This window comes from Agromyces archimandritae, assembly GCF_018024495.1.
GTDB lineage: Bacteria > Actinomycetota > Actinomycetes > Actinomycetales > Microbacteriaceae > Agromyces > Agromyces archimandritae.
The window spans coordinates 916,524-939,586 of record NZ_CP071696.1 but is presented as its reverse complement, the minus strand read 5'-3'; the positions used below and the strand labels follow the sequence as shown (position 1 = coordinate 939,586).

Sequence of the window (23,063 nt, the reverse complement as noted above, 5' to 3'; positions counted from 1 at the left end):
GCGTAGCCCTCGGGGGGAGGCAGGGGTGGAATTCAGCGCGTACCTGCGGATTCTGCGGAAGAACTGGATCGTGATCCTGGTGCTCGCCGTGCTCGGCGCTGCCGCGGGCCTGACCGTTTCGCTGCTGCAGACCCCCGACTACCGGTCGTCGGCGAAGGTGTTCGTGTCGACCTCTGGCGGCGATACGGTCGCCGATCTGCAGCAGGGCAACACGTTCACGCAGCAGCGGGTGAAGACGTATGCGGATCTCGCGACGACGCCGATCGTGCTGCTGCCGGTCGTCGCCGAGCTGGGCCTCGACATGTCGGCCGAGGAGCTCGCACGCGAGGTGCAGGCGACGGCGCCGCTGGACACGACGCTCATCGAGATCACCGCGACCGATGCCGATCCGGCCGCCGCCGCGGAGATCGCGACGGCCGTCTCCGAGAGCCTCACGAGCGTCGTCGCGTCGATCGAGTCGACCGGGAACGACGAGGTCTCGCCGGTGCGGTTGACGCTCGTGCAGCATGCGGCCGTGCCGCAGCGGCCGGTGAGCCCGAATCTGCCGTTGAACGTCGCCCTCGGCGCCCTGCTGGGGCTCATCGTCGGGGTCGTCGTCGCGCTCGTGCGCGACGCCCTCGACACCCGGGTCCGCGGCGAGCACGACATCGCGCAGATCGCCGACGCACCGGTGATCGGGGGCATCGCCGACGACCCGAGGGCCTCCGAACGCCCGCTGATCGTGCACGACGACCCGCATTCGCAGCGTGCCGAGTCGTTCCGCACGCTGCGGACGAACGTGAGCTTCCTGGAGCCGGGGCGGAGCACGCGCGCCTTCGTCGTGACCTCCTCGATCGAGGCGGAGGGCAAGACGACGACGGCCGCGAACCTCGCGATCGCGTTGGCGGATGCCGGTGCGGATGTGCTCCTCGTCGACGGCGATCTGCGCAAGCCCAAGGTCGCCGGCTACCTCGGCATCGAAGGGGCGGCCGGCCTCACGGACGTGCTCATCGGCCGCGCCGACGTCGACGACGTCGTGCAGCCGTGGGGGCGGGCGGGGTTGTCGGTGCTGCCGGCCGGGCGGGTGCCGCCGAACCCGAGCGAACTGCTCGGCTCGGCGGCGATGGCCGAGCTCGTCGAACGGCTCGGCGAGTCGCACGACGTCGTGCTGTACGACGCGCCGCCGCTGCTGCCGGTGACCGACGGGGCGGTGCTCGCCAGGCTCGTGGGCGGTGCGATCGTCGTGGCCGGCACGGGCCGGGTGCGGAAGGCGCAGTTGAAGGCTGCGCTCGGCGCCCTCGAATCGGTGGGGGCGCCGGTGTCGGGCATCGTGCTGACGATGCTGCCGACGCGCGGGCCCGACGCGTACGGGTATCGCCGGTACGCATACGGCGCCGGGTATGCGTACGGCGTCTCGCCGGAGCTGCGATGAGCGAGGGGGCTGCGCCGGTGCTCGTGGTGTGCACGGGCAACACCTGCCGTTCGCCGATGATGGAGCGTCTGCTCGCACACCGCCTCGCGGAGCAGGGGGTGGATGCCCGGGTGACCAGCGCCGGCACGCACGCCCTGCGCGGGGCGCCGATGACGGAGGATGCGGGGCTGGCCCTCGACGGCCTCGGCGTCGACTGGCAGCCGCACCACGCCGAACAGCTGACGGATGCCGCGATCGAGGGTGCCGGGCTGGTGCTCACGGCGACCCGCGATCACCGGGCGCTCGTCGTGTCGCAGGTGCCGTCGGCGGTCGGCCGCGTGTTCACGATGCGCGAGTTCGCGCGGGTCGCCGGCGCCGTCGAGGCGGGGGCCGGCGGGACCGGCGGGCCGGGTGCGGATGCCGCCCCGAACGCCACCGGGTTCGCGCCGTTCATTGCGGCCGTGGCGCGGGCGCGCGGGCTGCATCCACCGGCGGATCCGGCCGACGACGACCTCGCCGACCCCATCGGCCGCCCGCTCGACGCGTACGAGGCCGCCGCTCGCCTCATCGACGACGCCGCGCGCACGATCGCGGGGCGGCTGGCGGCCGGGCGACCGGCGAGCGCGAGGCATCCCGTCGAACGGGCGGATGCCGGATGATGCCCGCCCGCGTCGCACGCAGCGCCGACCGCGAAGACACGAGCACGTGGTCCGGCCGGTACGCGGTGCGCGTGTCGATCACCGACCTGCTCGTGCTCGTGTGGGTCGTGTTCGGCACGCAGCTGGCCTGGGTGGGCCTCGACGAGTCCGCGCGCGGGTTCAGCGGCAGCCGCGACGACATCGACATCAGCTACTCGGTCGTGTCGCTCGTGATCGTCGCGGCGTGGATGCTGGCGCTGCAGCTGTTCGACACGCGCACCTTCCGGGTGCTCGGCGTCGGTTCGCAGGAGTACCGGGCGGTCGCCGGCGCGACGGTGCGCCTGTTCGGCCTCGTCGCGATCGTCGCGTTCCTCGCGAAGATCGACCTGGCGCGCGGGTACATCCTCATCGCGTTCCCCCTCGGGCTCGCGGTGCTCGTGTTCTCGCGGTGGATGTGGCGCCAGTGGCTCGGCGTGCAGCGCCGCGAGGGCGGCTACACCTCCAGGGTCGTGCTCGTCGGTTCCGCGGAATCGGCGGCGACCATCGGGGGCGAGCTCGCCCGGCATCCCGAAGCCGGATACCGGGTCGTCGCAGCCTGCGTGCCCGATGCGCCGGCCGCGGGCGCCCTGCTGGCCGGCACCGACATCCCGGTCGCCGGGCCCCTCGCCGACGCCCTCGACACCATGCGGAACCTCGACGCCGACACCGTCGTCGTCACGAGCTCCGGCGAACTCAGTCCCGAGCAGGTGCGCCGCCTCAGCTGGAACCTCACCCCCGGCCACGAGCACCTCGTCGTCGCGCCGAGCCTCATGGACATCGGCGGCCCCCGCATCCACACCCGCCCCGTCGCCGGTCTGCCGCTGATCCACGTCGAGATCCCCCGCTTCGAAGGCGGCTCGCGCGCCGCGAAACGCGTCTTCGACCTCATCGTCGCGTTCGCGCTCGCCGTCGTGCTCTCGCCCGTGCTCGCCGGCATCGCCCTCGCCGTGCGGCTCGGCTCGCCCGGGCCGGCCCTGTTCGTGCAGACCCGCGTCGGGCTCGGGGGCGTGCCGTTCCGCATGCTGAAGTTCCGCACGATGGGTGTGGATGCCGAGGCGCGCCTGCCCGAGGCCCGCGGCCTGCCCGCCGACGCCGGCAACGACGTCCTCTTCAAGCGCGCCGCCGACCCCCGCGTCACCCGCCTCGGCCGCGTGCTGCGGCGCTACAGCCTCGACGAACTCCCGCAACTGTTCAACGTGCTCGCCGGGCAGATGTCGCTCGTCGGCCCCCGGCCGCCGCTGCTGGCCGAAATCGACCTGTACGAGGCCGATGTGCACCGGCGTTTTCTCGTGAAACCCGGCATCACCGGGCTCTGGCAGGTCTCGGGGCGATCGACGCTGCCGTGGGACGAAACCGTGCGCCTCGACCTCTCCTACGTCGAGAACTGGTCGCTGACCGGGGATCTCGTGATCCTCTGGCGGACGCTGCGAGCGGTGGTGAGCGGTCGTGGGGCGTACTGAGGGGGAGCCGCTGGGCGGCACGTCGAAGGAGATGACATGAAGCTGTTCGAGATCCGGCCCGCGTTCGTTCGGGCCTACTTCGTGGGCGCAATGCTCTGCACGGTCGGCGGGATCGCGGCTGCCGCCGTGTTCGCCGAACCTGCCTGGGTCGTGCTCGCAGTCCTCATCGTCGGGATCGCGACCCTCGTCATGATCGGCCGGTCGCTCTCGAATCAGATCATGGGGCGGCTTCGACCGGCACTGCTGCGCGACCTCTCATCGTTGCTCAGCCTGCATCGCATGGTCGAACCGCGTGGCGCCGTGCCGCCCGCCGGCGGCTGGGCGGCCGAGCCGGACACGCTCCTCGAACTCGTCTCGAGCACTCAGCGTTCCGGCGAGGCACCGACGATCGTCGAATGCGGGAGCGGGACATCGACGATCTGGGTGGCGCTCGCGCTGAGCGCACGGGGGAACGGTCGGGTCATCGCGCTCGAGCACGATGCTTCGTTCCGCGCGGAGACCCTTGCGTCGCTCGAGCGTCTCGGTGTCGCCTCGTGGGCGGATGTGAGGCACGCTCCGCTTGAGAAACGGCGGATCGGCACCGCCGAGGCCGCCGAATGGTATGACGCATCCACGATCACCGATCTCGACGGCATCGACGTACTGTTCGTCGACGGGCCGCCCAGCGGTGCGACGGGCCGCCGCGGATTCGCATTCGACGAACTCGCGCATCGTGTTCGCCCGGGAGGAGTGGTCATTCTCGATGACACGGCCCGCCCCTTCGAGTCGGCCGACTTGGCGCGCTGGCTCTCGGGGCCGTTCAGGATCGAGCGACGACTGGGCCGATCGACGATGCTGCGCCGCGATCCCGTCAGCGTGCACGGTCCCGGGGTCGCGACCGCGTGACATCGTCGCTCCGCTCTGCGGTCGCGGTCAGGGCTGCTGCGGCGAGCAGGATCGGCCAGTACGCGACGCGTTCGAGCAGGCCGTTGTTCATCGTCCAGGACACGACGGTGACCACCACGGTGGTGAGGCCGAGGAAGCCCGCCGGTGCACGGAGGCTGCATGCGAACATCATGGTCGGCACGCCGAGGAAGACGAGGTAGGCCAGGGCGAGCACGACGCCCCCCGAGGCGAGCAGGATGAGCAGAGCGGACTCTCCGAACCAGACTCCGGGTCCAGAACCGATCAAGGGCGACCCGCTGAAGAATCGCCATCCTTCCTCGAGCGCGGCGAGCCGTGTGGTGTCGCTGCGGATGCTCCCCTCGGACCCGAACCGCGTGTGCTCCAGAAGGAACGGGACGGAAACGACGATGCCTCCCGAGACGACGATGATGAACGGGATGATCAGCACTCCATGCCGTCGGCGCCACAGCAACCAGCAGCCGACGAGCACGAGGGCAACGGCCGTCAGGATCAACCCGGCGCGCGAGCGAGTGCTCGCTTCTCCGACGAGCAGCACGGCGAGGCCGGCGAGTGCCGCTGCTCGACGCATGCCGGTCGAGACGGCCGCGAGCAGTACGCCTGCGGGGATGGCGATGGCGAGGCTGTGGGCGAGCGCGTTCGGATGGCTGGCGAGGCCCGCCTGGCGTTCCGCTCCGGGGGTGAGGCCGAGGGTCTGGTCGAGTTCGAGCGGAGCGTGCCAGACTCCGAGCGCCTGCAGGACGGCGACCGCGGCGCTGGTCACGACGCCGAGATACCACCAGGCCAGGACGTGCCTGGCGCTGCGGAGGCCGCCGGTTGCGGTGGCGAAGACGGCGCAGCAGGCCACCCCCGCCGTGGAGAGGATCGCACGCGCCGTGAACAGACCAGGTGCAACGCCTCGCCCGGGCGTCACCGTCTCCGTCAACGAACCGCCTGCGAGGACGTGGACGATCAGGAGGATGACGCAGACGGCGCTCGGCACCAGCATCCACCACCGCAGCCCCCGAAGCGCTGGCCCGCCGAGCGCGGACCTGATGACGAGCATGACGATAGCGGCACCGAGGAGCAGGTCGCCGACCGGCAAGCCGGACACGCGCACGGCGTTCCACGGCGCGCTGAGCGCTGCACAGCAGACGAGCACGAGGAGGGCCCGAGAGGCGAGGGTGCGGTCGTTCATCCGGTGCGTTCCGCGTGTGTTCGGCGCAGGGATCGCATGGCGCGGTCGGCGACGGCATCCCAATCGCGGTCGGCGAGCAGATTCGAGAGCGCCGCACGAAGGCGTTCGCGGAGGGCGGGGTCGCCCAGCACACGATCGATGGCCACCTCGAGGTGCTCCGGAGAGGCGGGCGGCACGATGACGCCTCCGGCGCCGTGTCCGACGAGCTCGGGGAGCGCGCCGACGTCCGAGACGATGCAGACCAACCCGTTGGCCTGGGCCTCTTGGACGACGAGCCCGTATGGCTCGTAGCGGGCGGGCAGGCAGAACACCCCGGCCGATTCGTAGATCTCGGCGAGGGCGCTGCGGTCGTCGACCCGGCCGATCCAGGTCACCCCCGGCAGAATCGGGTCGGCCGTTTCGGGCCCGACCACCAGGAGTTCGGTGTCCGGGTGTCGGCGTCTGACCCCGGCGAACGCCTCGAGGAGTTCCGGTCCGCCCTTCCGTTCGAAGTCGCGTCCGACGAACAGCACGGTGCGATCCCTGCGCGCGGGATCGCACCGCGACCGACCACCCGATGATGTCGGATTCGTGCCGCCGCCGATTGCGAAGACCCGTTCGGGCGGCACCCCGTACCGTTCCACGACGTTCGCCGCGACATGCGCCCCGGCAGTCCAGACGACGTCCGCGTGCTCGAACATGCGGCGCTCGCGCCCTATGCGCCGCTTGTCCGCGCGTTCTCCGAGGCTCCATGGGGGCCACTCGCGGGCGGCAAGATCGGTCGTGCCGTCGATGAATGCGACATACCGCACCGTGCTGGGCCGGTACGTGTTCCGCACGTGCACGACGAGGTCGACCTGCGGTGAGCGGCTGAGCCGTCGGTCGCGCTGTCGCGAGCGAAGCCGGGTGCCGAGGGCGCCCTTCGTGTAGCGGCGTCGCCACACGTCGCGCGAGGGGTGGAAGGCGGCCGCGATGGCGAAGGCCCACCCCGGGCCCTTCGAAGGCGTGGAGTCCACCACGACGGTCACCTCCAGGTCGTCGCGGCGTTCGAATGCGTCGAGCAAGCCTCGGGCCACCCCGGAGTTCGTGCGGAGGTCACGAGGGTCGCCGTCGGCGACGATCGCGATCCGCAAGAGATCGCCGGCCGCCGGGGCCCGGCGAGGGCGGCCGGCCCGCCGGTTCTTCAGCAGGACGCCGAGGAGTGCGGTGAGCCCGACCGTCTCCGCTGCGATCTCGGCGACCATGGCCCCGAGAGGGCCGAGGAAGGGGGAGAGGAGGAAGAGCAGCGGGACCCCGACGATGCACGACCCGATGGCGGCGACGGTGAGGCCATGTGCCGATCCGATCGCGACCAGGGCGAGCCCGACCCCGCGCGAGGTGCAGATGAGGGCGAGGACGACCCCGGACGCGATCCCGAGCGCCGGTTCCGGGGTCAGCATGCCGGCGAACAGTACGTCGATCGCGATCGGCGAGAGTGCGGCGAAGCACGTGCCAGCGAGAACACCGAGCACGAGGTTCGCTGCGATGACCTCTCGAATGCGCACATCGCGGGTGGCCGGCGTCGCACGTCCGAGCCAGCTCTGCAATCGGCTGGGGATACCGGTGAGGAACGCGGCGGTCATGCGCATCACGCGCTCGTAGGCGGCGAAGACGGGAACGGCGTGCGGTGCGGAGATCGCGGTGATCGTGACCGTGAGCGAGGTGGTGCCGGTGCTGACGAGGCGCCCGAGCAGGATCGTCGCTTGAGCTCGTATGTTCGACGGGACCGCGCGCAGGCTCTCGCTGCTCGGCCACCATCGGTAGCCGAGCAGGATCGGTGCGGCGATCGAATTCGCGATCGCCGCGAGCAGCAAGGCGATCGGATACACGATCAGCGGGCCGCCGAGCGCGATCACCAGAGCTGCGAGCAGAACTCCGACGACCCGTGGGACCGTGTCGACGGCAAGAACGGCGAGGGGCCGATTGAGACCGACGAAGAACCAGCTCGTGCCGAGTGCCGTCATCGCCCCGGCGACGGCGAGGACCACCGCCTCGACGCGGTAGGCCTCCGTGAGCAGTGCGGCTGATACGCCGGCGACCGGTGCGAGGACCGCCACCGAGAGGAGCTTCGTCGCGCGCGAGTCCGAATACAGTCGGGCCCTGGCCGTCGCATCCCCTCCAGCTACCGCTTGCGGTCCGATGACGCTCCAGCCGAGTTCGGCGACGGAACCCGCCGTCATGCCGAGCGAGAGACCGATGGCGATGCTCGCCCAGCCGTCGATGCCGAATGCCGCCGAGATCACCGGGAGCGCGAGCAGGGGAGCGATGGCGGAAAGCGCCGGGATGAGGAGGAAGTATCCCGTGCTCTTCACCCGTCGAACCCAGACCCGGGCGGCAGTTCGGTTCATCGGAGTCCCTCGGGCGATATGGAGGCGAACACCGTGAGCATCGCATCCGTGACGTCTTCGAGCGACGGCGTCGACGGTGAGGGCGTCCGCGGGCCGACCGGCGTCCCCGGTGCCAACGCGAGCGACGCCTCGGCGAACGCCGTCGGATCATCCGGCAGGAAGGCGACATCGGTGGAGCCGAGCAACTCGATCTCGGGTGCGTGCCGGTCGTGGCGGATGGTGTGTACGGGCAGCCCGAGTGCCATCGCATCGACCGCGGCGAGGCCGACGCGTCCCGGCATCCACACGGCCCGGCTGAGAGCGGCCAGCTCGGCGAGGCGCATCCCGCGCGCTTCGCCGACCCGGCTGATGTATCCGTCGCGGATGCCGGGCTCCAGCAGATCCGCCTGCGCACCGAATCCCGCGACGATGAGGTGGAATCCGGACACCTCGCGATGGGCCGCCTCGGCCGCCGCCGCGATGAAGCCGATGCGTTTCGACGCGTCGAGCCCGCCGACGAAGAGCATGATCGGGTCGCCCGGGAACTCGGTGGCGAGTTCGTGCAGACGTGCGGCGGTGATCGCGCGCTGGGCGCGTGTCAAGGCCGCGGTGTCGGTGCTGTTTCCGACGGTCGTCACGCGCCCGGGATCGGCGCCGTCGGCGATCAGGCGTCCTCGCCCGCCCTCGGTGTAGGTCATCACGTGGGCTGCCCGACTCACGAGCCGCTTCCGAAGCCGATCGGCGAGCGCCGACGGGGAGTTCACGTAGTTCCGCCCGTGGCCCCAGAGCACGACGGGGCGCCGGGATACGTTGGCCCACGCGATGAGGTTCGACGCCGACAGCTCCGTGACGAGCAGACCGGTCGGTGCGCCGCCGTCGAAGCGACGCCATTCCACTCGCGTGCCGGGCAGCGGGATCCGCGAGACGTGCAGCTCGCGGAGCCAGGGGCCGTGGCCTGCATCGGCCCGCAGCCCCTGATCGCCGTCCGGCGCGCCCGCGTGCACCTCGAGGCGGCCGCCGACCTCGGACAGGCGGTGTGCGAGGAGATCGAAGAGCGGGACCCGGTAGGCGGGAACGTATGGTTGCGTGATCACGATCGTCCGGCCGCCGAGTCGACGGAGCGAGGCGTGGGCCGAGCCGCTTGCGGGAGGATTCATGCGGGAGCCCCGGAGAGCGTCGCGAGGTAGCTCGCAAGGGTTCGCCTCGCGGCGAGGTCCCATGCGAAATGCTCGCGGGCGTATGCGCGTCCGCGTTCGGCGACCGCGAGCCGAGCCGATTCGTCATTCAGGAGCGGCAGGATGGCTTCCGCGATCGCGGACGACATCGGGTCGATCGTTGCGACGGCTCCGGCCGAAGCCGCAGATGCGGCGAGGCCGACTTCCGACGTGACTGCGACGGCGCACCCTGCGGCCATCGCCTCTGCGGCGGCCACGCCGAAGCTCTCGTCCTCGCTCGGCAGGACGAACACGCTGGAGCGGCCGAGGAGCCGGGCCCGGCCCGCCGCATCCACTGGGCCGATGAACTCGACACGATCCTGGATTCCCAGCCGTGCCGCGAGCCCGGCGAGGTCGACCCGTTGATCACCGCTCACCGTGCCCGCGATGACGAGCCGGGTGGGCGGTGACAATTCGGCGAGCGCACCGAGCAGGAGGTCGACTCGTTTCTTCGCCGCGATCCGCCCGACGAAGCACATGAGCGGTTCCCGCCGCGGGGCGATCGGCAGTTCGAACAGCGACGGGTCGACACCGAGCGGGACGAGGTGCACCGTGCTGTCGGGCAGGGCCTGCAGGATGTCGTCTCGCTCGCGCTCCGACGAGGCGATGACATGTCGGGCCGCACTCAGCGCGGTGCGGTCGACCGTGGCCCGGTACGCGTGCTTGCGCCAAGCATGGCGAGCGAGCTGGTACGCGCCGAGCGAGCCATGCGGTTGCAGGATGACCGGCCGGTTCCGTCGATGCGCGTGCGCGAGGCCCAGGGATCCGTGCACCGTATGCGTTCCGTGCACGTGTACGAGATCGGCTGCTTCGACCTCGGAGCGCAGGATCCGGCTCGAGTTGCGCAGCCGCTCGAGCGGGCTCCGGCCCGAGGACGATGCGAAGACCGCTCCCGGCCAGGCGAGAATGTCTGCGTCGGCGTGCCGGTCGAGGCCGGTGTCGGTCGTCGCGAGGCGCGCATCGATGCCGAGGCGTCGCAGAGCGGGCAGCAGTCCCCGGATCGTCTCCGATGGACCGCCGTCGAGGCGGGCGACGCCGCGGATCACGTGCAGCACCCTCATCCTCCGATGCTCCGTCGCAGCTCGCGGACTTTGAGCCCGATCTGCCAGTAGTAGGTGCTGAGTGCGATCGCGTAGTCGAGGCCCGCACGGCCGTCGAGGAAGCCGAGGCGCACGACGTAGTCGTAGACGAAGAACGCGGCGGGCTTGAAAGGTATTCGATCGAAGATTCGACCTTGCCGAGACCGTGACGAGGCGACCGCCGCCCTCGTACCGGGTCGGATGCGCAGATGGGCTTCCCAGTCCGAGTAGCGGTTGTGTCGCTCGAACCATTTGCCCACCGGGTCGCGGTCATGGTGCGTGAGCCGCCCTGAGACCGACCCGATGGATCCGTCGACGCGTGGTTGATAGTGGCCCTCGACCTCGCCTGCGCCCGTGGCTTCGAGGTCGTCGACGGGGTCGAATCGCGCCCGTCCCCGGCGCAGCAGGCAGCGTTTCACCACTCGATGCCCGTACCGGAGCTCGCGCCCGGCGAACACGTAGCTGAGCCGCACATCGTACGCGTCGTGGACCGGGCCCGACGAGAACTCCCGGCGCAGGGCATCGACCAGTTCGGGGGTGGGCGATTCGTCGGCGTCGAGCATGAGCACCCACTCGTTCCGCGTTTCGACGTTCTCGAGCTGCCACTGCTTCTTCTTCGGGTATCGGCCGTCCCAGTCGAAGTCGACGACGCGAGCACCATGCCGACGGGCGATGTCGGCGGTGCCGTCCTCGCTCAGCGAGTCGACGACGATGACCTCGTCGAAATCGGTCAGCGCGTCCACGCAGTCGCCGATCGAGGCAGCCTCGCTCTTCGTCTGCACGAGCACGGTGATCGGCAGCTTCCCGCTCATCCGCTCGTCCCGGGGAATCGCTCCCGGTCGTCGAGTCCGCCGCCGACGATGCTGCCGGCATCCACCGAGCCGCGTACGACGGTCAGCGGTCGCACCACGGCCGAACGTCCCACCCGCGCCCCGCCGAGCACGACGCAGCGCGCCGTGATCCAGGCGCCGTCCTCGATCACGATCGGCCGGGTCTCGAGCCGCATGTCGCGCCGGGCGGCGTGGCTTCCGGTGGTCAGGAGCGTGTCCTGGGAGATGACGACGTCGTGGCCGATGGTGATGCGATCCTGGTCGTGGAACCAGACCCCCTCGCCGATCCAGCAGTCGTCGCCGATCTCGAGCTTCCACGGAAACCGCACCCGTGTGCGCGGGCGGAACACGACCCTGCGGCCGATCCGCGCCCCGAACGCGCGCAGCACCGCAGCGCGGAGGCGTGAGCTGACCTGCAGCGGGTTCGTGACGAACAGCACCTCGCACAGGCCCCATGCGAGCACGACGGGCAGCGGTCGGTCCCACGACTCGCGGCGGCCCGGCGCTCGAGCGAGCGGCACCACGGGCACCTTCCTGGTGGAAGCCGGCACGCGAGCCCTCCCCTCGACGCGCCCGGCGGCGCGTCCCCCGTCTCCCAGAGTGGCCCATCGGCGACGGTTGCGCCAGGCGGCGCGCGCCCCGGTCGCCGAATCTCGGGCCGCCCCGCGATCGGGATGGAGGCCTGGGGTCAGCGAACGCCATCGAGGACGAAGGTCCAGTTCTTGCAATCGAGTTTCGCCGCCCGATAGTCGGCCCGGGCGAGGTCGCGCAGCAGCTCCCTCGTGCGGCGGAGGCTCTGCGGAACATCCAGCTCGACGCAGATCACGTTCGGGCGGATGCCTGCGGCGAGCAGCGAGTTCAAGACCTCCTCCTCGGCTCCCTCGATGTCGAGCTTCAGAAGGTCGATGTGGTCGTGCTCGAAGCGCTGCATGAGCGTGGTCAACGACTGGCAGTCGGCGTCGAAGTATCGGTCGGATCGGTGGTGATCGGCGAAGAGCGAATGCGACACGTATTCCGTGTTCTGCGGCGCGTAGAACCGTTGCCGCGTGTCGTGACTCCACACCCCGACGTCCGCGAAATGGAAGAGCTCGTGGTCCAGACCCGCCGCGTACCGGATGGCGCGAGGCGTCGGGTCCATCGACCAGACATTGCAGCCGAACCGCTGGGCGAGACCCAGATCGAAGCTCGCGTCCTCTCCGAGGCCGGCCAGGTAGCAGATCGAGCTGTCGTCGATGAGCTGCTCGGGTATCCACCACCCGCCGTAGTCCGTTCCGATTCGGATGAGATCGTCTCGACGGACTCGTGCGGCCGAAGCCCACAAGGACCATTGCGTTGCGCGGCGAGCAGCCCCGCTGGTGATGCGCGACATCATGTCGTCCCCCCATCGAGCCGTCCGGGTGAACCGGAGTCGTCGGTATACACCTTGCGGACAATGACGGGCGCAGTCAAGGACATCGAGCGGTGCACGTCGATTCGCGACCTGCGGTCGATCCGGGCACGGACTACGCTGCCCGTATGGGGGATGGGGATCTTGCTGAACGTTCGTACGGGTGGGTGGCCGATGCGCCTGCGCACTCGTCGAGTTACGTCGCGCCGGCGGTGCTCGCCATGTTGGGGATGCTCGGAGGCGACCGGGTACTCGATATCGGTTCGGGCAAGGGGGTGCTGTGCGAACAGATGGCCGATGCCGGGTGGGCGGCAGTCGGCATCGACGCGGACGCCGGCGGCATCGACATCGCCCGCTCCGCCGTGCCCGGCGCCGCCTTCTACCGCTTCGCCGTCGAAGACGATCCGGCGGATCTCCTCGGGGTCGAGGATCCGTTCGACGTCGTCGTCTCGACGGAGGTCGTCGAGCATCTCTACACCCCGCAACTCCTGCCGCAGTATGCGCGTGCGGTTCTGAAGCCGGGCGGCCGCATCATCCTGACGACGCCGTACCACGGTTGGGCGAAGAACGTCGCGATCGCCGCGAGCGGGGCGTGGGATCGCCACCACGCCGTCCACTGGGACGGCGGACACATCAAGTTCTGGAGCCGGCGAACGCTCGCGGAGCTGCTCGAACGCAACGGCTTCGAGGTCGAATCGTTCGAGGGGGTCGGTCGGCTGCCCTTCCTCTGGAAGAGCATGCTCATGGTCGGGCGGCTCCGCGACGTCGCAGCAGAGCCGGGGACGCCCTCGTGAACCTGACGGTCATCGGCCTGAATTACGCACCCGAGCCCACCGGCATCGCGCCGTATACGACGGCGCTGGCGGAGGCGCTTGCCGCCGACGGGCATGCGGTTCGGGTGATCACGGGGCATCCGCATTATCCGGAGTGGCGGGTCCGCCCGGGGTACGGGCAGCGGGGGCGGGTCGACCGGTTCGGCGGGGTCGAGGTGCAGCGCATCCGCCATGCCCTGCCGCCGACTCGGCACGCCATCGCGCGCGCATGGTCCGAGATCACCTTCGGGGTCGGTGCGGCGACGAGCGGGTGGAGGCGGCCGGATGCGCTCGTGCTCGTGTCGCCGGCGCTGCTGGCGAGCGCGATCGTGCAGGCGCGGGCGCGTGCGGCGGGCATTCCGGTGATCGCGTGGGTGCAGGACCTGTATGCGAGCGGCGTCGCCGAGACGGGTGCGGGCGGCGGGGCGGCGGTGCGGGGCGTCGGGATGCTCGAGGCCCGCTTCCTGCGGCGGGCCGATGCGGTGGCGGTCATCCACGACCGGTTCGCGGATGCCGTGGTCGCGATGCATCGGGTGCCGCGCGAGCGCGTCGCGGTCATCCGCAACTGGGCGCATCTCGCGGAACGGCCGGGGGTGGATGCGGCGGCCGCACGCGCCCGCCTCGGGTGGCCGGCGGGGGAGCGGGTCGTGCTGCACGCCGGCAACATGGGCGCCAAGCAGGGGCTCGAGAACGTCGTCGAGGCGGCCCGGCTGGCGGATGCGGCAGATGCGCCGGTGCGGTTCGTGCTGCTCGGCGACGGGAATCGGCGTGCCGAGCTGGAGCGGGCGGCCCACGGCATCCACCGCCTGGAGTTCCGCGACCCGCTGCCGGACGTCGAGTTCCGTGCTGCGCTCGCCGCCGCCGATGTGCTGCTCGTCAACGAGCTGCCGTCGCTGACGGAATCGGCGGTGCCGTCGAAGCTGACCTCGTATTTCGCGTCGGGCCGGCCGGTGATCGCCGCCGTGTCGCCGGCGGGCACGACGGCCGCCGAGCTGCAGGCGGCCGGCGCGGGGGTGCGGGTGGATGCCGGCAGCCCCGCCGAGCTGCTCGGCGCCGTGCTCGCCCTCGACCCCGAGACCGCCGCCCGGCACGGCGAGGCGGGCCGCGCGTATGCGGCACGCGCCCTCGGGCGGGATGCGGCGCTCGCCGGATTCCGGGAGCTCCTCCAAGCGACCGCACGGCCGCGCCGCCGGGCGATGCCGGTGCCGACCGGCTAGTCTGGCGGCACAGCGCGAAATCCGGGGGGATGGCGCGAAATCCGGGGGGGACGGCGTGGCGAAACGGGCACTCATCACGGGCATCACCGGCCAGGACGGTTCGTACCTCGCCGAGCTGCTGCTCGCGAAGGGGTACGAGGTGCACGGTCTCATCCGCCGCGCCTCCACGTTCAACACGGCCCGCATCGACCATCTCTACGTCGACCCGCACGAGGCCGAGGCGCGCCTGTTCCTGCACTACGGGGACCTGGCCGACGGGGCCCGCCTCGTCACCCTGCTCGCCGAGATCCACCCCGACGAGGTCTACAACCTGGCCGCGCAATCGCATGTGCGGGTCTCCTTCGACGAACCCGAGCACACCGCCGACACCACCGGCACGGGCTCGGTGCGGTTGCTGGAGGCGGTGCGGCTCTCCGGCATCCGCACCCGCTTCTATCAGGCGTCGAGCTCGGAACTGTACGGCATCGTGCCGCCGCCGCAGAACGAGGAGACGCCGTTCCACCCGCGCTCCCCGTACGGGGCGGCGAAGCTGTACGCGTTCTGGATCACCCGCAACTACCGGGAGGCGTACGGGCTGTTCGCCGTCAACGGCATCCTCTTCAACCACGAGTCCCCGCGCCGCGGCGAGACGTTCGTGACGCGCAAGATCACCCGGGCGGCGGCCGCGATCCGCGCCGGCCGGCAGCAGCACCTCTACCTCGGCAACCTCGATGCGGTGCGCGACTGGGGGTATGCGGCCGAGTACGTCGAGGGCATGTGGCGGATGCTGCAGGCCGACGAACCCGACGACTACGTCCTCGCCACGGGGCACGCGCACACCGTCCGCGACTTCCTCGCGACCGCGTTCGAGCATGCCGGCCTCGACTGGCGGGAGCATGTGCGCTTCGACGAGCGCTACCTGCGGCCCGCCGAAGTGCCGGCCCTCGTCGGCGATGCGACGCGGGCGAAGCAGAAGCTCGGGTGGGCGCCGACGGTGCGGGCGCCCGAGCTCGCCCGGCTCATGGTCGACGCCGACACCGAAGCGCTCGCGCACGCCGGCGATGCGTGGATCGACCGGCCGCGCCTGCCCGCGTGGACGGTGCAGCCGTGAGCGACGGAGCCTTCGCCGAACGGACCCTGGACCGCGACGCGGCCTTCTACGTCGCCGGGCACCGGGGCCTGGCCGGCAGCGCCGTGTGGCGCCGGCTCGAACGGGCCGGGTTCACGGGCCTCGTCGGCCGCACGCATCAGGAGCTCGAGCTGCGGGACCGGGATGCCGTGTTCGCGTTCTTCCGCCGTGAGCGCCCCCGCTACGTCGTGCTCGCCGCCGCCCGCGTCGGCGGGATCCTCGCCAACGACACCTACCCGGTCGACTTCCTGAGCGACAATCTGCGCATCCAGGTGAACGTAATGGATGCCGCCCGCGAGGCCGACGTGGAACGCCTGCTGTTCCTCGGCTCGAGCTGCATCTACCCGAAGCTCGCCCCGCAACCCATCACCGAGGACGCCCTGCTCACCGGGCACCTGGAGCCCACGAACGACGCCTACGCGATCGCGAAGATCGCCGGCATCATGCAGGTGCAGGCGGTGCGCCGGCAGGACGGGTTGCGGTGGATCTCGGCCATGCCGACGAACCTGTACGGCCCCGGCGACGATTTCTCGGCGCTCGGCTCGCATGTGCTGCCGGCGCTCATCCGCCGCTACGAGGAGGCGCGGATGACGAACGCCGTCGCCGTCACCAACTGGGGCTCGGGCACGCCGCGGCGCGAGTTCCTGCACGTCGACGACCTCGCCGACGCCTGCCTGTTCCTGCTCGAGCACTATGACGGCGCCGAGCAGGTCAACGTCGGCAGCGGCTCGGAGGTGACGATCGCGCGCCTCGCCGAGATCGTCGCCCGCGCCGTCGGCTACACCGGCGCGACCGAGTGGGACACCACGAAGCCCGACGGCACCCCGCAGAAGCTCCTCGACGTCTCCAAGCTCGCACGCGCCGGCTGGACTTCGCGCATCGGGCTCGAAGACGGCATCGCCGGCACCGTCGCCTGGTACCGGGAGCACGTCGCCCGCGGCGAATCCGTCGCCCGGCACGGGAGCGCCGCGGGGCGGTGAGCGACGCCCCCGCCCCCCGCCCGCGCGCGCATCGGCGTGCGTGGATCTGGTGGAGCGCAGCGGCCCTCGTCCTCCTCCTCGTCCTGGCCGGGGTGTGGATCGCGGTGCGTGCGTTGCTCGCGAAGGGCGAGCTGGAGGCGGCGGTGCCGGTCGCCGAACGCGTGCAGGCGTCCCTCCTCGCCGGTGATGCGGCGGCGGCCTCGGCGGATGCGGCGGATCTCGCCGACCGCACCGCCTCGGCCGCATCGCTCACCGGCGACCCGATCTGGCGGGCCGCCGAAGTGCTGCCGTGGCTCGGACCGAACCTCCGGACGATGCGGGTGCTCGCGGCATCCGTCGACGACGCCGCACGCGACGCCATCCAGCCCCTCGCCGCCGAGGTCGACGCGCTCGGCCCGGCCGTGTTCGCCCCCGAGGGCGGAGCGCTCGACCTGGCGCCCCTCGAAGCGGCGCGCGAACCCGTCGCGGCGGCCGCGGCATCCGTCGCCCACGCCCGCGAAGCGGTCGACGCCGTCGCCGGCCACGACGTCATCGGCCCCCTCGCCGAGGCGCGCGAACGCGTCGCCGGCCTGCTCGGGCAGGCCGACGACGGCCTCGACGCCCTCGACCGGGCGCTCCGGCTCGTGCCCCCGATGCTCGGCGAGGCCGGGCCGCGCAACATCCTCGTGCTCGTGCAGAACCCCGCCGAACTGCGCTCGACGGGCGGCATCCCCGGCTCCCTCCTCGTGATCCGCACCGAGGGCGGCGCCTTCGAACTGGCCGGGCAGGCCTCGGCGAGCGAGGTGGGGCGTTTCGACCCGCCCGTCGGCGAGCTCGACACCGAATCGCGTGCGCTGTGGGGCGAGAACCCGACGCGCTACCTGCACGACGTCGCCTTCCTGCCGGACTTCGCGAAGGGCGCCGCGATCGCCCGCGAGATGTGGGCCGGGCACACGGGCGTCGCCGTCGACAGCGTCGTCGCCGTCGACCCCGTCGTGCTCGCCCTCGTGCTCGAGGCGACCGGGCCCGTCGCGATGCCCGGCGGCGAGGAGCTCACGGCCGACAACGCCGTCCGCGTGCTGCTGCAGGACGTCTACGCCCGCTACCCCGACCCGGCGGCGCAGGATGCGTACTTCGCCGCCGCCGCCCAGGCCGTCGTCGCCCGCCTCGCCGCCGGCGGCGTCGACCCGCAGAAGCTGCTCACGGCGCTCGTGCGGGCCGGCGAGGAGCGCCGCATCTTCGTCTGGAACACCGACCCTGCCGAACAGGACGTCATCGCCGGCACCGGCATCGCCGGCGGGCTGCCCGGCGGGCCGACGGGCGGGGGAACGGGCGGCGACGCATCCACCGCCGCCTTCGGCGTGTACCTCAACGACCTCACCGGCTCGAAGATGGACACCTACCTCCACGTCGAGATCGCCTCGGGCACGCGCGTCTGCCGCGGCGACGGCCTCGCCCGCAGCGAAGTGCAGGTCACCCTCGAGAACACCGCACCCGCCGACGCCGCCACGAGTCTGCCCGAATACGTCACCGGCGGGGGAGCGTTCGGCGTGCCGGCCGGCGAGATATCCACCTCGGTGCACGTCTACGGCGAACCCGGCGCCTACAACCTCGGGGTGCTCGCGGCATCCACCGGGGAGCCCGTCGGCTACCACCCGACCTCGGACGCCGGGTACACGCTCAGCAAGATCGTCGTGCAACTCGCCCCCGGCGAGCGTGCGAGCTACCGATTCGGGTTCCTCGCCGGCGCACCCGGCGTGGTCGAGACCGCGGTGCAGGCCACCCCCACCGGCGGGACGATCGGGCGCGGCACCCTGGCGCTCGCGTGCGACTCACCGTATGGTGAGGAGTGATACAGCTTTTCGGCGTGCCGTGCGGCGCATCGAACACCGGCATGGAGATTCGAGCAGCGAGTCCGGGGGGATCTCGATATGAAGCTCAAGTTCGCAGCGGCGATCGTCGCAGCCGTCGCGCTCGTGTTCGGCGGATCCGCCGCCGCACAGGCCGCGGGCTACGTCGCACAGGGCCCCTCGGTCACGATCGTCGAGGGCGACAGCATCGCCATGACCTTCACGGGGTTCGAGGCGAACACGCCGTCGACGGCCTCCGCACCCGACGAGGTCGCCTTCGCGAGCCTCCGCGCGGCGACGGCCAGCACGCCGACGGACGGATCGGGCTCGGTCACCTACACGGTCACCTCCGACATCCCCGGCACCTACACGATCACCGTGACCGCCGGGCAGCTCGTCGCGACCGGCACGCTCACCGTCATCCCCGTGGATGAATGCGCCGATGCGGCCGACCCCTGCCGGGCTGCGGCAGACGCCGGCTCCGGCGGCCTGCCGGGCACCGGGTACGAACTGCCGCTGCTGTTCCTCTGGATCGGCCTCGGCGCGCTCGCGCTCGGGGGCGCTTTCGTCTTCGTGCTCCGCACCGTGCGCCGGGCCCGCATCGACGGCTGAGCGGGGCGGCTCGTCCATTCCCGAACCTTCCACCCCCTCCGGCCCTCTTCTCCTGCGCAATGCAGGATCGCACCCGTGTCGCACCCGGTTCTGCCGCATGGCGCCCGCGACACGCCGGGCGGCTTCCTGCATTGCGCAGAAACGGCTGAGGGCGGAAGGGTGCGCGCGAGGGTGGATGCCCAGGGCATCCACACCCCGAAGACAGTCGGGATCAGACGAGCGCGGCGAGCAGGTCGTCGGCGAGGTCGTCGATGTGCTCGATGCCGACCGAGAGCCGCACGAGGCCGGCCGGGATCGTCGCCGGTTCGGCCGCCCAGCGCCGCCGCCGCTCGAGCGTCGACTCGACGCCGCCGAGGCTCGTCGCGTGCACCCACAGCCGGGTCGCGGCGACGAACGCGTCGGCCGCCTCGGCACCGCCGCGCACCACGATCGACACGATCGCCCCGAACCCCGGGTAGCGCACCTCGAGCGCCGGGTGCCCGCCGAGGCGTGCGACGAGCTCGCGGGCGTTCGCCTCGGCACGGTCGAGTCGCACGTGCAGGGTGCGCAGGCCCCGCAGCGCGAGGAAGGCGTCGAGCGGCGACGGGATCCCGCCGCGCAGCGTCCGCCGGGCGGCGAGGGCGGCCGCATCCTCCTCGCGTGCGGCGACGACGGCGCCCATCACGAGATCCGAATGCCCTGCGAGGTACTTCGTGACCGAGTGGACGACGAGGTCGGCGCCCGCCTCGATCGGGCGTTGCCTGAGGGGCGTCGCGAAGGTGTTGTCGACGACCACGACGGCGCCGGCCGCATGCGCGTCCGCGGTGATGCGGGGCAGGTCCGCGACCTCGAGGGCCGGGTTCGTGGGCGACTCGATCCACAGCATGGCGGCGCCTGAGACAGCCTCGCGCACGGCATCCGCATCGGCGATATCGACGAACACGACCTCGGCGAGGCCGCGCGCGGCGACGTCCTCCAACTGCCCGATGGTGCCCGTGTACGAGTGGCGCGGGGCGACGATGCGGCCGCCGGCCGGCACGAGGTCGAGCACGGCCGAGATCGCCGCCATGCCCGAGGCGAACGAGACCGCCCGCCCGCCCTCGAGCTCGCCGAGCGCATCCTCGAACGCCGTCCACGATGGGTTGCCGAAGCGCCCGTACTCGAGCTGCCCGCCGCCGACGTAGTTCGACACGAGGTGCACGGGCGTGTTCATCGGCTGGTCGGGCGTGTGCGGGGGGCGCCCGGCGACGACGGCGACGGTTTCGGGGTGTGGCACGGGGATCCTTCGGGTAGATGAGTGGATGCCGGGGCGCGATGCCGCGGCGCCTCGCTCAGGCTACCCCCGCACCTCCTGCGGCGCCGATTCGCGGTTTCGCCCCGTGACCTGCGCGCGCATCGCGAGCGCGGCGATCCCCGCGCCGACCGCTGCACCCGCCGTGTTCGCGAGCACATCCCAGCCGGTGCTGACGCGACCGGGCACCACGAGCTGCACGAGCTCGATCACCACGCTCGTGCCGGCCGCGGCGATCACCGCCGTCCCGGGCCCGACGGGCGTCGCGAGCGGCAGCAGCAACCCGAACGGCACGAACATGACGATGTTCGCCGCGAACTCGATCACCGCGAACGCCGCGGCGGCGTCGAAGCCGAGCGCGGCGATCCCGTCGGCGAGCAGCCCCACGAACCCGGTCACGTGCCGCGCCTGATCGGCCGGCGAACACACCACCCACATGAGCGCCAGCAGGTACGGCGGCAACAGCACGCGCGCAACCCCGCGTCCGAACCTCGTCGCCCCCTCGGTCACCGTTCCAGGCTACGCGCATCCCGCGCCCGCCTCCGTGCCGCGCAGGCCCGCCCCTCGCGCGGCGACCCGCGGTGCGAGACGATGGGAGCATGGCCCGGCCGATCGAGGGGTACGCCGTCATCGGGGACTGCCGCACGGCGGCCCTCGTGGGCGACGACGGCTCGATCGACTGGCTGTGCCTGCCGCGGTTCGATTCCGCGTCGGTGTTCGCTGCGCTCCTCGGCGACGAGGATGCGGGCCGGTGGCGGCTCGCCCCGGCATCCGCCCCCGAGGGCGCGACGTGCACGAGCCGGCGGTATCGCCCCGACACCTTCACCCTCGAGACGCGCTGGGCGACGCCGGGCGGAGAGGTCGTCGTCGTCGACGTGATGCCGCGCACCCCGGGCGAGGAGCGCGGCGACCTCGTGCGGCGCGTCATCGGCGTGCGGGGCAGGGTGCGGATGCGGCAGGAGTACCGGCTGCGTTTCGACTACGGCGGCAGCCTGCCGTGGGTGCGACAGATCGGCACGGCCGAGGCGCCGGCGGTGCTCGCGGTGGCGGGGCCGGATGCCGTCGTCATCCGCGGACCGGCGGTCACGGCGAGCGGTTTCGCCCATCATGGCGAGTTCGAGGTCGCCGCCGGCGAGACCGTCGACCTCGCGCTCACCTGGTTCCCCGGGCATCGCGAGGCGCCGGACCCGCTCGACGTCGGCGCCGCGCTGGACTCCTGCGACGCCTCGTGGCGGGAGTGGGCGGCCGACTGCGCCGAGGCCGGCATCCACGACGCCCACGACGCGGCGGTCCGCCGATCCATCCTCGTGCTGCGGGCCCTCACCGATGAGGAGACGGGCGGCATCGTCGCGGCCGCCACCACGAGCCTGCCCGAGGAGTTCGGCGGGCCCCGCAACTGGGACTACCGCTACGTGTGGTTACGGGATGCCGCGCTCACCCTCGAGACCCTCATGCGCCACGGCTACGCCGGCGAGGCCGCGAAGTGGCGCGCGTGGCTGCTGCGGGCGATCGCCGGCTCGCCCGAGGACGTGCAGATCATGTACGGCGTCGCCGGCGAACGCCGACTGCCCGAGTGGATGCTTCCCCTCGCCGGATACGAGGACTCGCGGCCCGTGCGCATCGGCAATGCGGCATCGGGCCAGTTCCAGGCCGACGTCTTCGGCGAGGTCATGCTCGCCCTCGATGCGGCACGCCACATCGGTCTCGCCGACACGGAGTTCTCGTGGAGCCTGCAACGCGCCCTGCTCGACCACATCGGCGGGCACCTCGACGACCCCGACTCCGGCATCTGGGAGGTGCGCGGCCCCGCCCGGCGCTTCACGCACTCGCGGGCGATGCTGTGGGCCGCGTTCGACCGCGGCGTGTGCGCCGTCGAGAACGACGGCCTCGACGGCCCGGTGGATGCCTGGCGCGCCGCCCGCGCCCGCCTCGCCGACACGATCGAGCGCGACGGCTTCGACGCCGGGCTCGGCTCGTACGTGCAGGTGCCCGGCAGCCCCGAAGTGGATGCCGCCCTGCTGCAATTGCCGCAGATCGGCTACCTCGCCCCCGACGACCCGCGGATGCTCGGAACCGTCGCCCGCATCGAGGCGACGCTGCTCGAGGGCAGCCTGCTCCGGCGGTACCGGACGGGGGAGGGCGTGGTGGCCGACGCGGCGCCCGGTATCCGGCCCGGCGCGCCCGCCGACGCAACGGCCGGGTCGGCCGTTGCGCCCGGCACCCGGCCCGGCGCATCCGCCGACGTATCCGGCGGCGTCGACGGACTGCCCGGGCCCGAGAACCCGTTCCTCGCCTGCTCGTTCTGGCTCGTCGAGCAGTATGCGGGCAGCGGCCGCCTCGCCGATGCGCACGCGCTCATGACGCGCCTGCTCGCGCTGCGCAACGACGTCGGTCTGCTCTCGGAGCAGTACGACCTCGCCCGCGGCCGTCAGGCCGGCAACACGCCGCAGGCGCTCACGCATCTCGCCCTCGTCCGCGCCGCCGACGCGATCGCCGCGGCGACCCGCGCCGCCCGCTGACCGCCCGCCGCCGCGGCCCCGCGCCACGGCATCCACCGCCGCTGCGCCACGGCATCCACCAACCCGCGCTGCGGCACCCACCGCCTGAACGCACCCTCGAACCCTTCGCGGGGTCATATCCCGCCACCGGAATCGTGAATCGAGCGCTTTCGTGGCGGGATTTGACCCCCGGAAGCGAAAGAGTGCGGTGATGCGGGCGCATCCCGGAAGCGAGCGAGTGCGGGGGTGCGGGCGCATCCCGGAAGCGAAAGAGT

At 71.9% G+C, this 23,063-nt stretch carries 20 protein-coding genes; 11 read left to right on the top strand and 9 right to left on the bottom strand.

All coding sequences use genetic code 11. The features are described 5' to 3' along the window. Positions 1 to 25 precede the first annotated feature (25 nt). The 4 genes from G127AT_RS04260 to G127AT_RS04245 are packed head-to-tail and all read left to right on the top strand — an operon-like array spanning position 26 to position 4,412. The gene (locus tag G127AT_RS04260) at positions 26 to 1,411 is read left to right on the top strand and encodes a tyrosine-protein kinase domain-containing protein (protein WP_210900262.1); all 1,386 of its coding nucleotides are present in this window, start codon (positions 26 to 28) and stop codon (positions 1,409 to 1,411) included. Continuing rightward, on the top strand, positions 1,408 to 2,049 hold the full coding sequence (locus G127AT_RS04255) for an arsenate reductase/protein-tyrosine-phosphatase family protein (RefSeq protein ID WP_210900260.1): 642 nt from the start codon (positions 1,408 to 1,410) through the stop codon (positions 2,047 to 2,049). Before G127AT_RS04260 ends, G127AT_RS04255 begins: the two co-directional genes overlap by 4 nt. Further along, complete coding sequence (locus G127AT_RS04250) at positions 2,046 to 3,527, top strand: sugar transferase (protein ID WP_210900258.1); 1,482 nt, start codon at positions 2,046 to 2,048, stop codon at positions 3,525 to 3,527. The genes G127AT_RS04255 and G127AT_RS04250 overlap by 4 nt, the downstream gene beginning before the upstream one ends. Positions 3,528 to 3,563: 36 nt before the next feature. Further along, the gene (locus G127AT_RS04245; protein WP_210900256.1) at positions 3,564 to 4,412 is read left to right on the top strand and encodes an O-methyltransferase; all 849 of its coding nucleotides are present in this window, start codon (positions 3,564 to 3,566) and stop codon (positions 4,410 to 4,412) included. Here G127AT_RS04245 and G127AT_RS04240 read toward each other — a convergent pair. From G127AT_RS04240 to G127AT_RS04210, 7 genes are all read right to left on the bottom strand, one after another. After that, on the bottom strand, positions 4,378 to 5,607 hold the full coding sequence (locus tag G127AT_RS04240; RefSeq protein ID WP_210900254.1) for an O-antigen ligase family protein: 1,230 nt from the start codon (positions 5,605 to 5,607) through the stop codon (positions 4,378 to 4,380). The genes G127AT_RS04245 and G127AT_RS04240 overlap by 35 nt on opposite strands. Then, entirely contained in the window at positions 5,604 to 7,937 is a 2,334-nt protein-coding gene (locus G127AT_RS04235; protein WP_210900252.1) for a glycosyltransferase, read from the bottom strand. The genes G127AT_RS04240 and G127AT_RS04235 overlap by 4 nt, the downstream gene beginning before the upstream one ends. A 32-nt stretch (positions 7,938 to 7,969) precedes the next feature. Beyond that, complete coding sequence (locus G127AT_RS04230; protein WP_210900249.1) at positions 7,970 to 9,109, bottom strand: glycosyltransferase; 1,140 nt, start codon at positions 9,107 to 9,109, stop codon at positions 7,970 to 7,972. Then, a complete protein-coding gene (locus G127AT_RS04225; RefSeq protein ID WP_210900246.1) occupies positions 9,106 to 10,227 on the bottom strand; it encodes a glycosyltransferase in 1,122 nt (373 codons plus the stop codon). Before G127AT_RS04225 ends, G127AT_RS04230 begins: the two co-directional genes overlap by 4 nt. Beyond that, positions 10,224 to 11,057 carry a glycosyltransferase family 2 protein gene (locus tag G127AT_RS04220; protein ID WP_210900243.1) on the bottom strand — a complete coding sequence of 278 codons (834 nt, stop codon included), beginning with the start codon at positions 11,055 to 11,057 and terminating at the stop codon, positions 10,224 to 10,226. Before G127AT_RS04220 ends, G127AT_RS04225 begins: the two co-directional genes overlap by 4 nt. Next, positions 11,054 to 11,596, bottom strand: a complete 543-nt coding sequence (locus G127AT_RS04215; RefSeq protein WP_244857738.1) for an LbetaH domain-containing protein — start codon at positions 11,594 to 11,596, stop codon at positions 11,054 to 11,056. Before G127AT_RS04215 ends, G127AT_RS04220 begins: the two co-directional genes overlap by 4 nt. 167 nt (positions 11,597 to 11,763) lie before the next feature. Then, positions 11,764 to 12,396 (bottom strand): FkbM family methyltransferase, encoded by a 633-nt coding sequence (locus tag G127AT_RS04210; protein WP_210900237.1) that lies wholly within the window; start codon positions 12,394 to 12,396, stop codon positions 11,764 to 11,766. A gap of 194 nt (positions 12,397 to 12,590) precedes the next feature. Here G127AT_RS04210 and G127AT_RS04205 point away from each other — a divergent pair, with 194 nt between their 5' ends. The 6 genes from G127AT_RS04205 (at position 12,591) to G127AT_RS04180 (ending at position 19,020) form a co-directional block, all read left to right on the top strand. After that, entirely contained in the window at positions 12,591 to 13,256 is a 666-nt protein-coding gene (locus G127AT_RS04205; protein ID WP_210900234.1) for a class I SAM-dependent methyltransferase, read from the top strand. Further along, positions 13,253 to 14,491 (top strand): glycosyltransferase, encoded by a 1,239-nt coding sequence (locus G127AT_RS04200; protein WP_210900231.1) that lies wholly within the window; start codon positions 13,253 to 13,255, stop codon positions 14,489 to 14,491. The genes G127AT_RS04205 and G127AT_RS04200 overlap by 4 nt, the downstream gene beginning before the upstream one ends. Positions 14,492 to 14,546: 55 nt before the next feature. Beyond that, complete coding sequence (gene gmd / locus G127AT_RS04195; protein WP_210900228.1) at positions 14,547 to 15,581, top strand: GDP-mannose 4,6-dehydratase; 1,035 nt, start codon at positions 14,547 to 14,549, stop codon at positions 15,579 to 15,581. Continuing rightward, a complete protein-coding gene (locus tag G127AT_RS04190; RefSeq protein ID WP_244857737.1) occupies positions 15,578 to 16,579 on the top strand; it encodes a GDP-L-fucose synthase family protein in 1,002 nt (333 codons plus the stop codon). The genes gmd and G127AT_RS04190 overlap by 4 nt, the downstream gene beginning before the upstream one ends. Continuing rightward, positions 16,576 to 18,411 carry a DUF4012 domain-containing protein gene (locus G127AT_RS04185; protein ID WP_210900225.1) on the top strand — a complete coding sequence of 612 codons (1,836 nt, stop codon included), beginning with the start codon at positions 16,576 to 16,578 and terminating at the stop codon, positions 18,409 to 18,411. Before G127AT_RS04190 ends, G127AT_RS04185 begins: the two co-directional genes overlap by 4 nt. Before the next feature lie 78 nt (positions 18,412 to 18,489). Continuing rightward, a complete protein-coding gene (locus tag G127AT_RS04180; RefSeq protein WP_210900223.1) occupies positions 18,490 to 19,020 on the top strand; it encodes a hypothetical protein in 531 nt (176 codons plus the stop codon). Between the two features lie 211 nt (positions 19,021 to 19,231). Here G127AT_RS04180 and G127AT_RS04175 read toward each other — a convergent pair whose 3' ends face one another. Together G127AT_RS04175 and G127AT_RS04170 are read right to left on the bottom strand one after the other, a co-directional pair. Beyond that, the gene (locus G127AT_RS04175; protein WP_244857736.1) at positions 19,232 to 20,275 is read right to left on the bottom strand and encodes a trans-sulfuration enzyme family protein; all 1,044 of its coding nucleotides are present in this window, start codon (positions 20,273 to 20,275) and stop codon (positions 19,232 to 19,234) included. A gap of 60 nt (positions 20,276 to 20,335) precedes the next feature. Then, positions 20,336 to 20,800 carry a VanZ family protein gene (locus tag G127AT_RS04170; RefSeq protein ID WP_210900220.1) on the bottom strand — a complete coding sequence of 155 codons (465 nt, stop codon included), beginning with the start codon at positions 20,798 to 20,800 and terminating at the stop codon, positions 20,336 to 20,338. Between the two features lie 89 nt (positions 20,801 to 20,889). Here G127AT_RS04170 and G127AT_RS04165 point away from each other — a divergent pair, with 89 nt between their 5' ends. Next, complete coding sequence (locus G127AT_RS04165; RefSeq protein WP_210900217.1) at positions 20,890 to 22,809, top strand: glycoside hydrolase family 15 protein; 1,920 nt, start codon at positions 20,890 to 20,892, stop codon at positions 22,807 to 22,809. The last annotated feature ends 254 nt before the right edge of the window (positions 22,810 to 23,063 follow it).

Bases quoted from the DNA above. Each gene is read 5' to 3' on its own strand.
- G127AT_RS04255 (WP_210900260.1), top strand. From the start codon at position 1,408: ATGAGCGAGGGGGCTGCGCCGGTGCTCGTGGTGTGCACGGGCAACACC.
- G127AT_RS04250 (WP_210900258.1), top strand. From the start codon at position 2,046: ATGATGCCCGCCCGCGTCGCACGCAGCGCCGACCGCGAAGACACGAGC.
- G127AT_RS04245 (WP_210900256.1), top strand. From the start codon at position 3,564: ATGAAGCTGTTCGAGATCCGGCCCGCGTTCGTTCGGGCCTACTTCGTG.
- G127AT_RS04240 (WP_210900254.1), bottom strand. From the start codon at position 5,607: ATGAACGACCGCACCCTCGCCTCTCGGGCCCTCCTCGTGCTCGTCTGC.
- G127AT_RS04230 (WP_210900249.1), bottom strand. From the start codon at position 9,109: ATGAATCCTCCCGCAAGCGGCTCGGCCCACGCCTCGCTCCGTCGACTC.
- G127AT_RS04225 (WP_210900246.1), bottom strand. From the start codon at position 10,227: ATGAGGGTGCTGCACGTGATCCGCGGCGTCGCCCGCCTCGACGGCGGT.
- G127AT_RS04220 (WP_210900243.1), bottom strand. From the start codon at position 11,057: ATGAGCGGGAAGCTGCCGATCACCGTGCTCGTGCAGACGAAGAGCGAG.
- G127AT_RS04205 (WP_210900234.1), top strand. From the start codon at position 12,591: ATGGGGGATGGGGATCTTGCTGAACGTTCGTACGGGTGGGTGGCCGAT.
- G127AT_RS04180 (WP_210900223.1), top strand. From the start codon at position 18,490: ATGAAGCTCAAGTTCGCAGCGGCGATCGTCGCAGCCGTCGCGCTCGTG.
- G127AT_RS04165 (WP_210900217.1), top strand. From the start codon at position 20,890: ATGGCCCGGCCGATCGAGGGGTACGCCGTCATCGGGGACTGCCGCACG.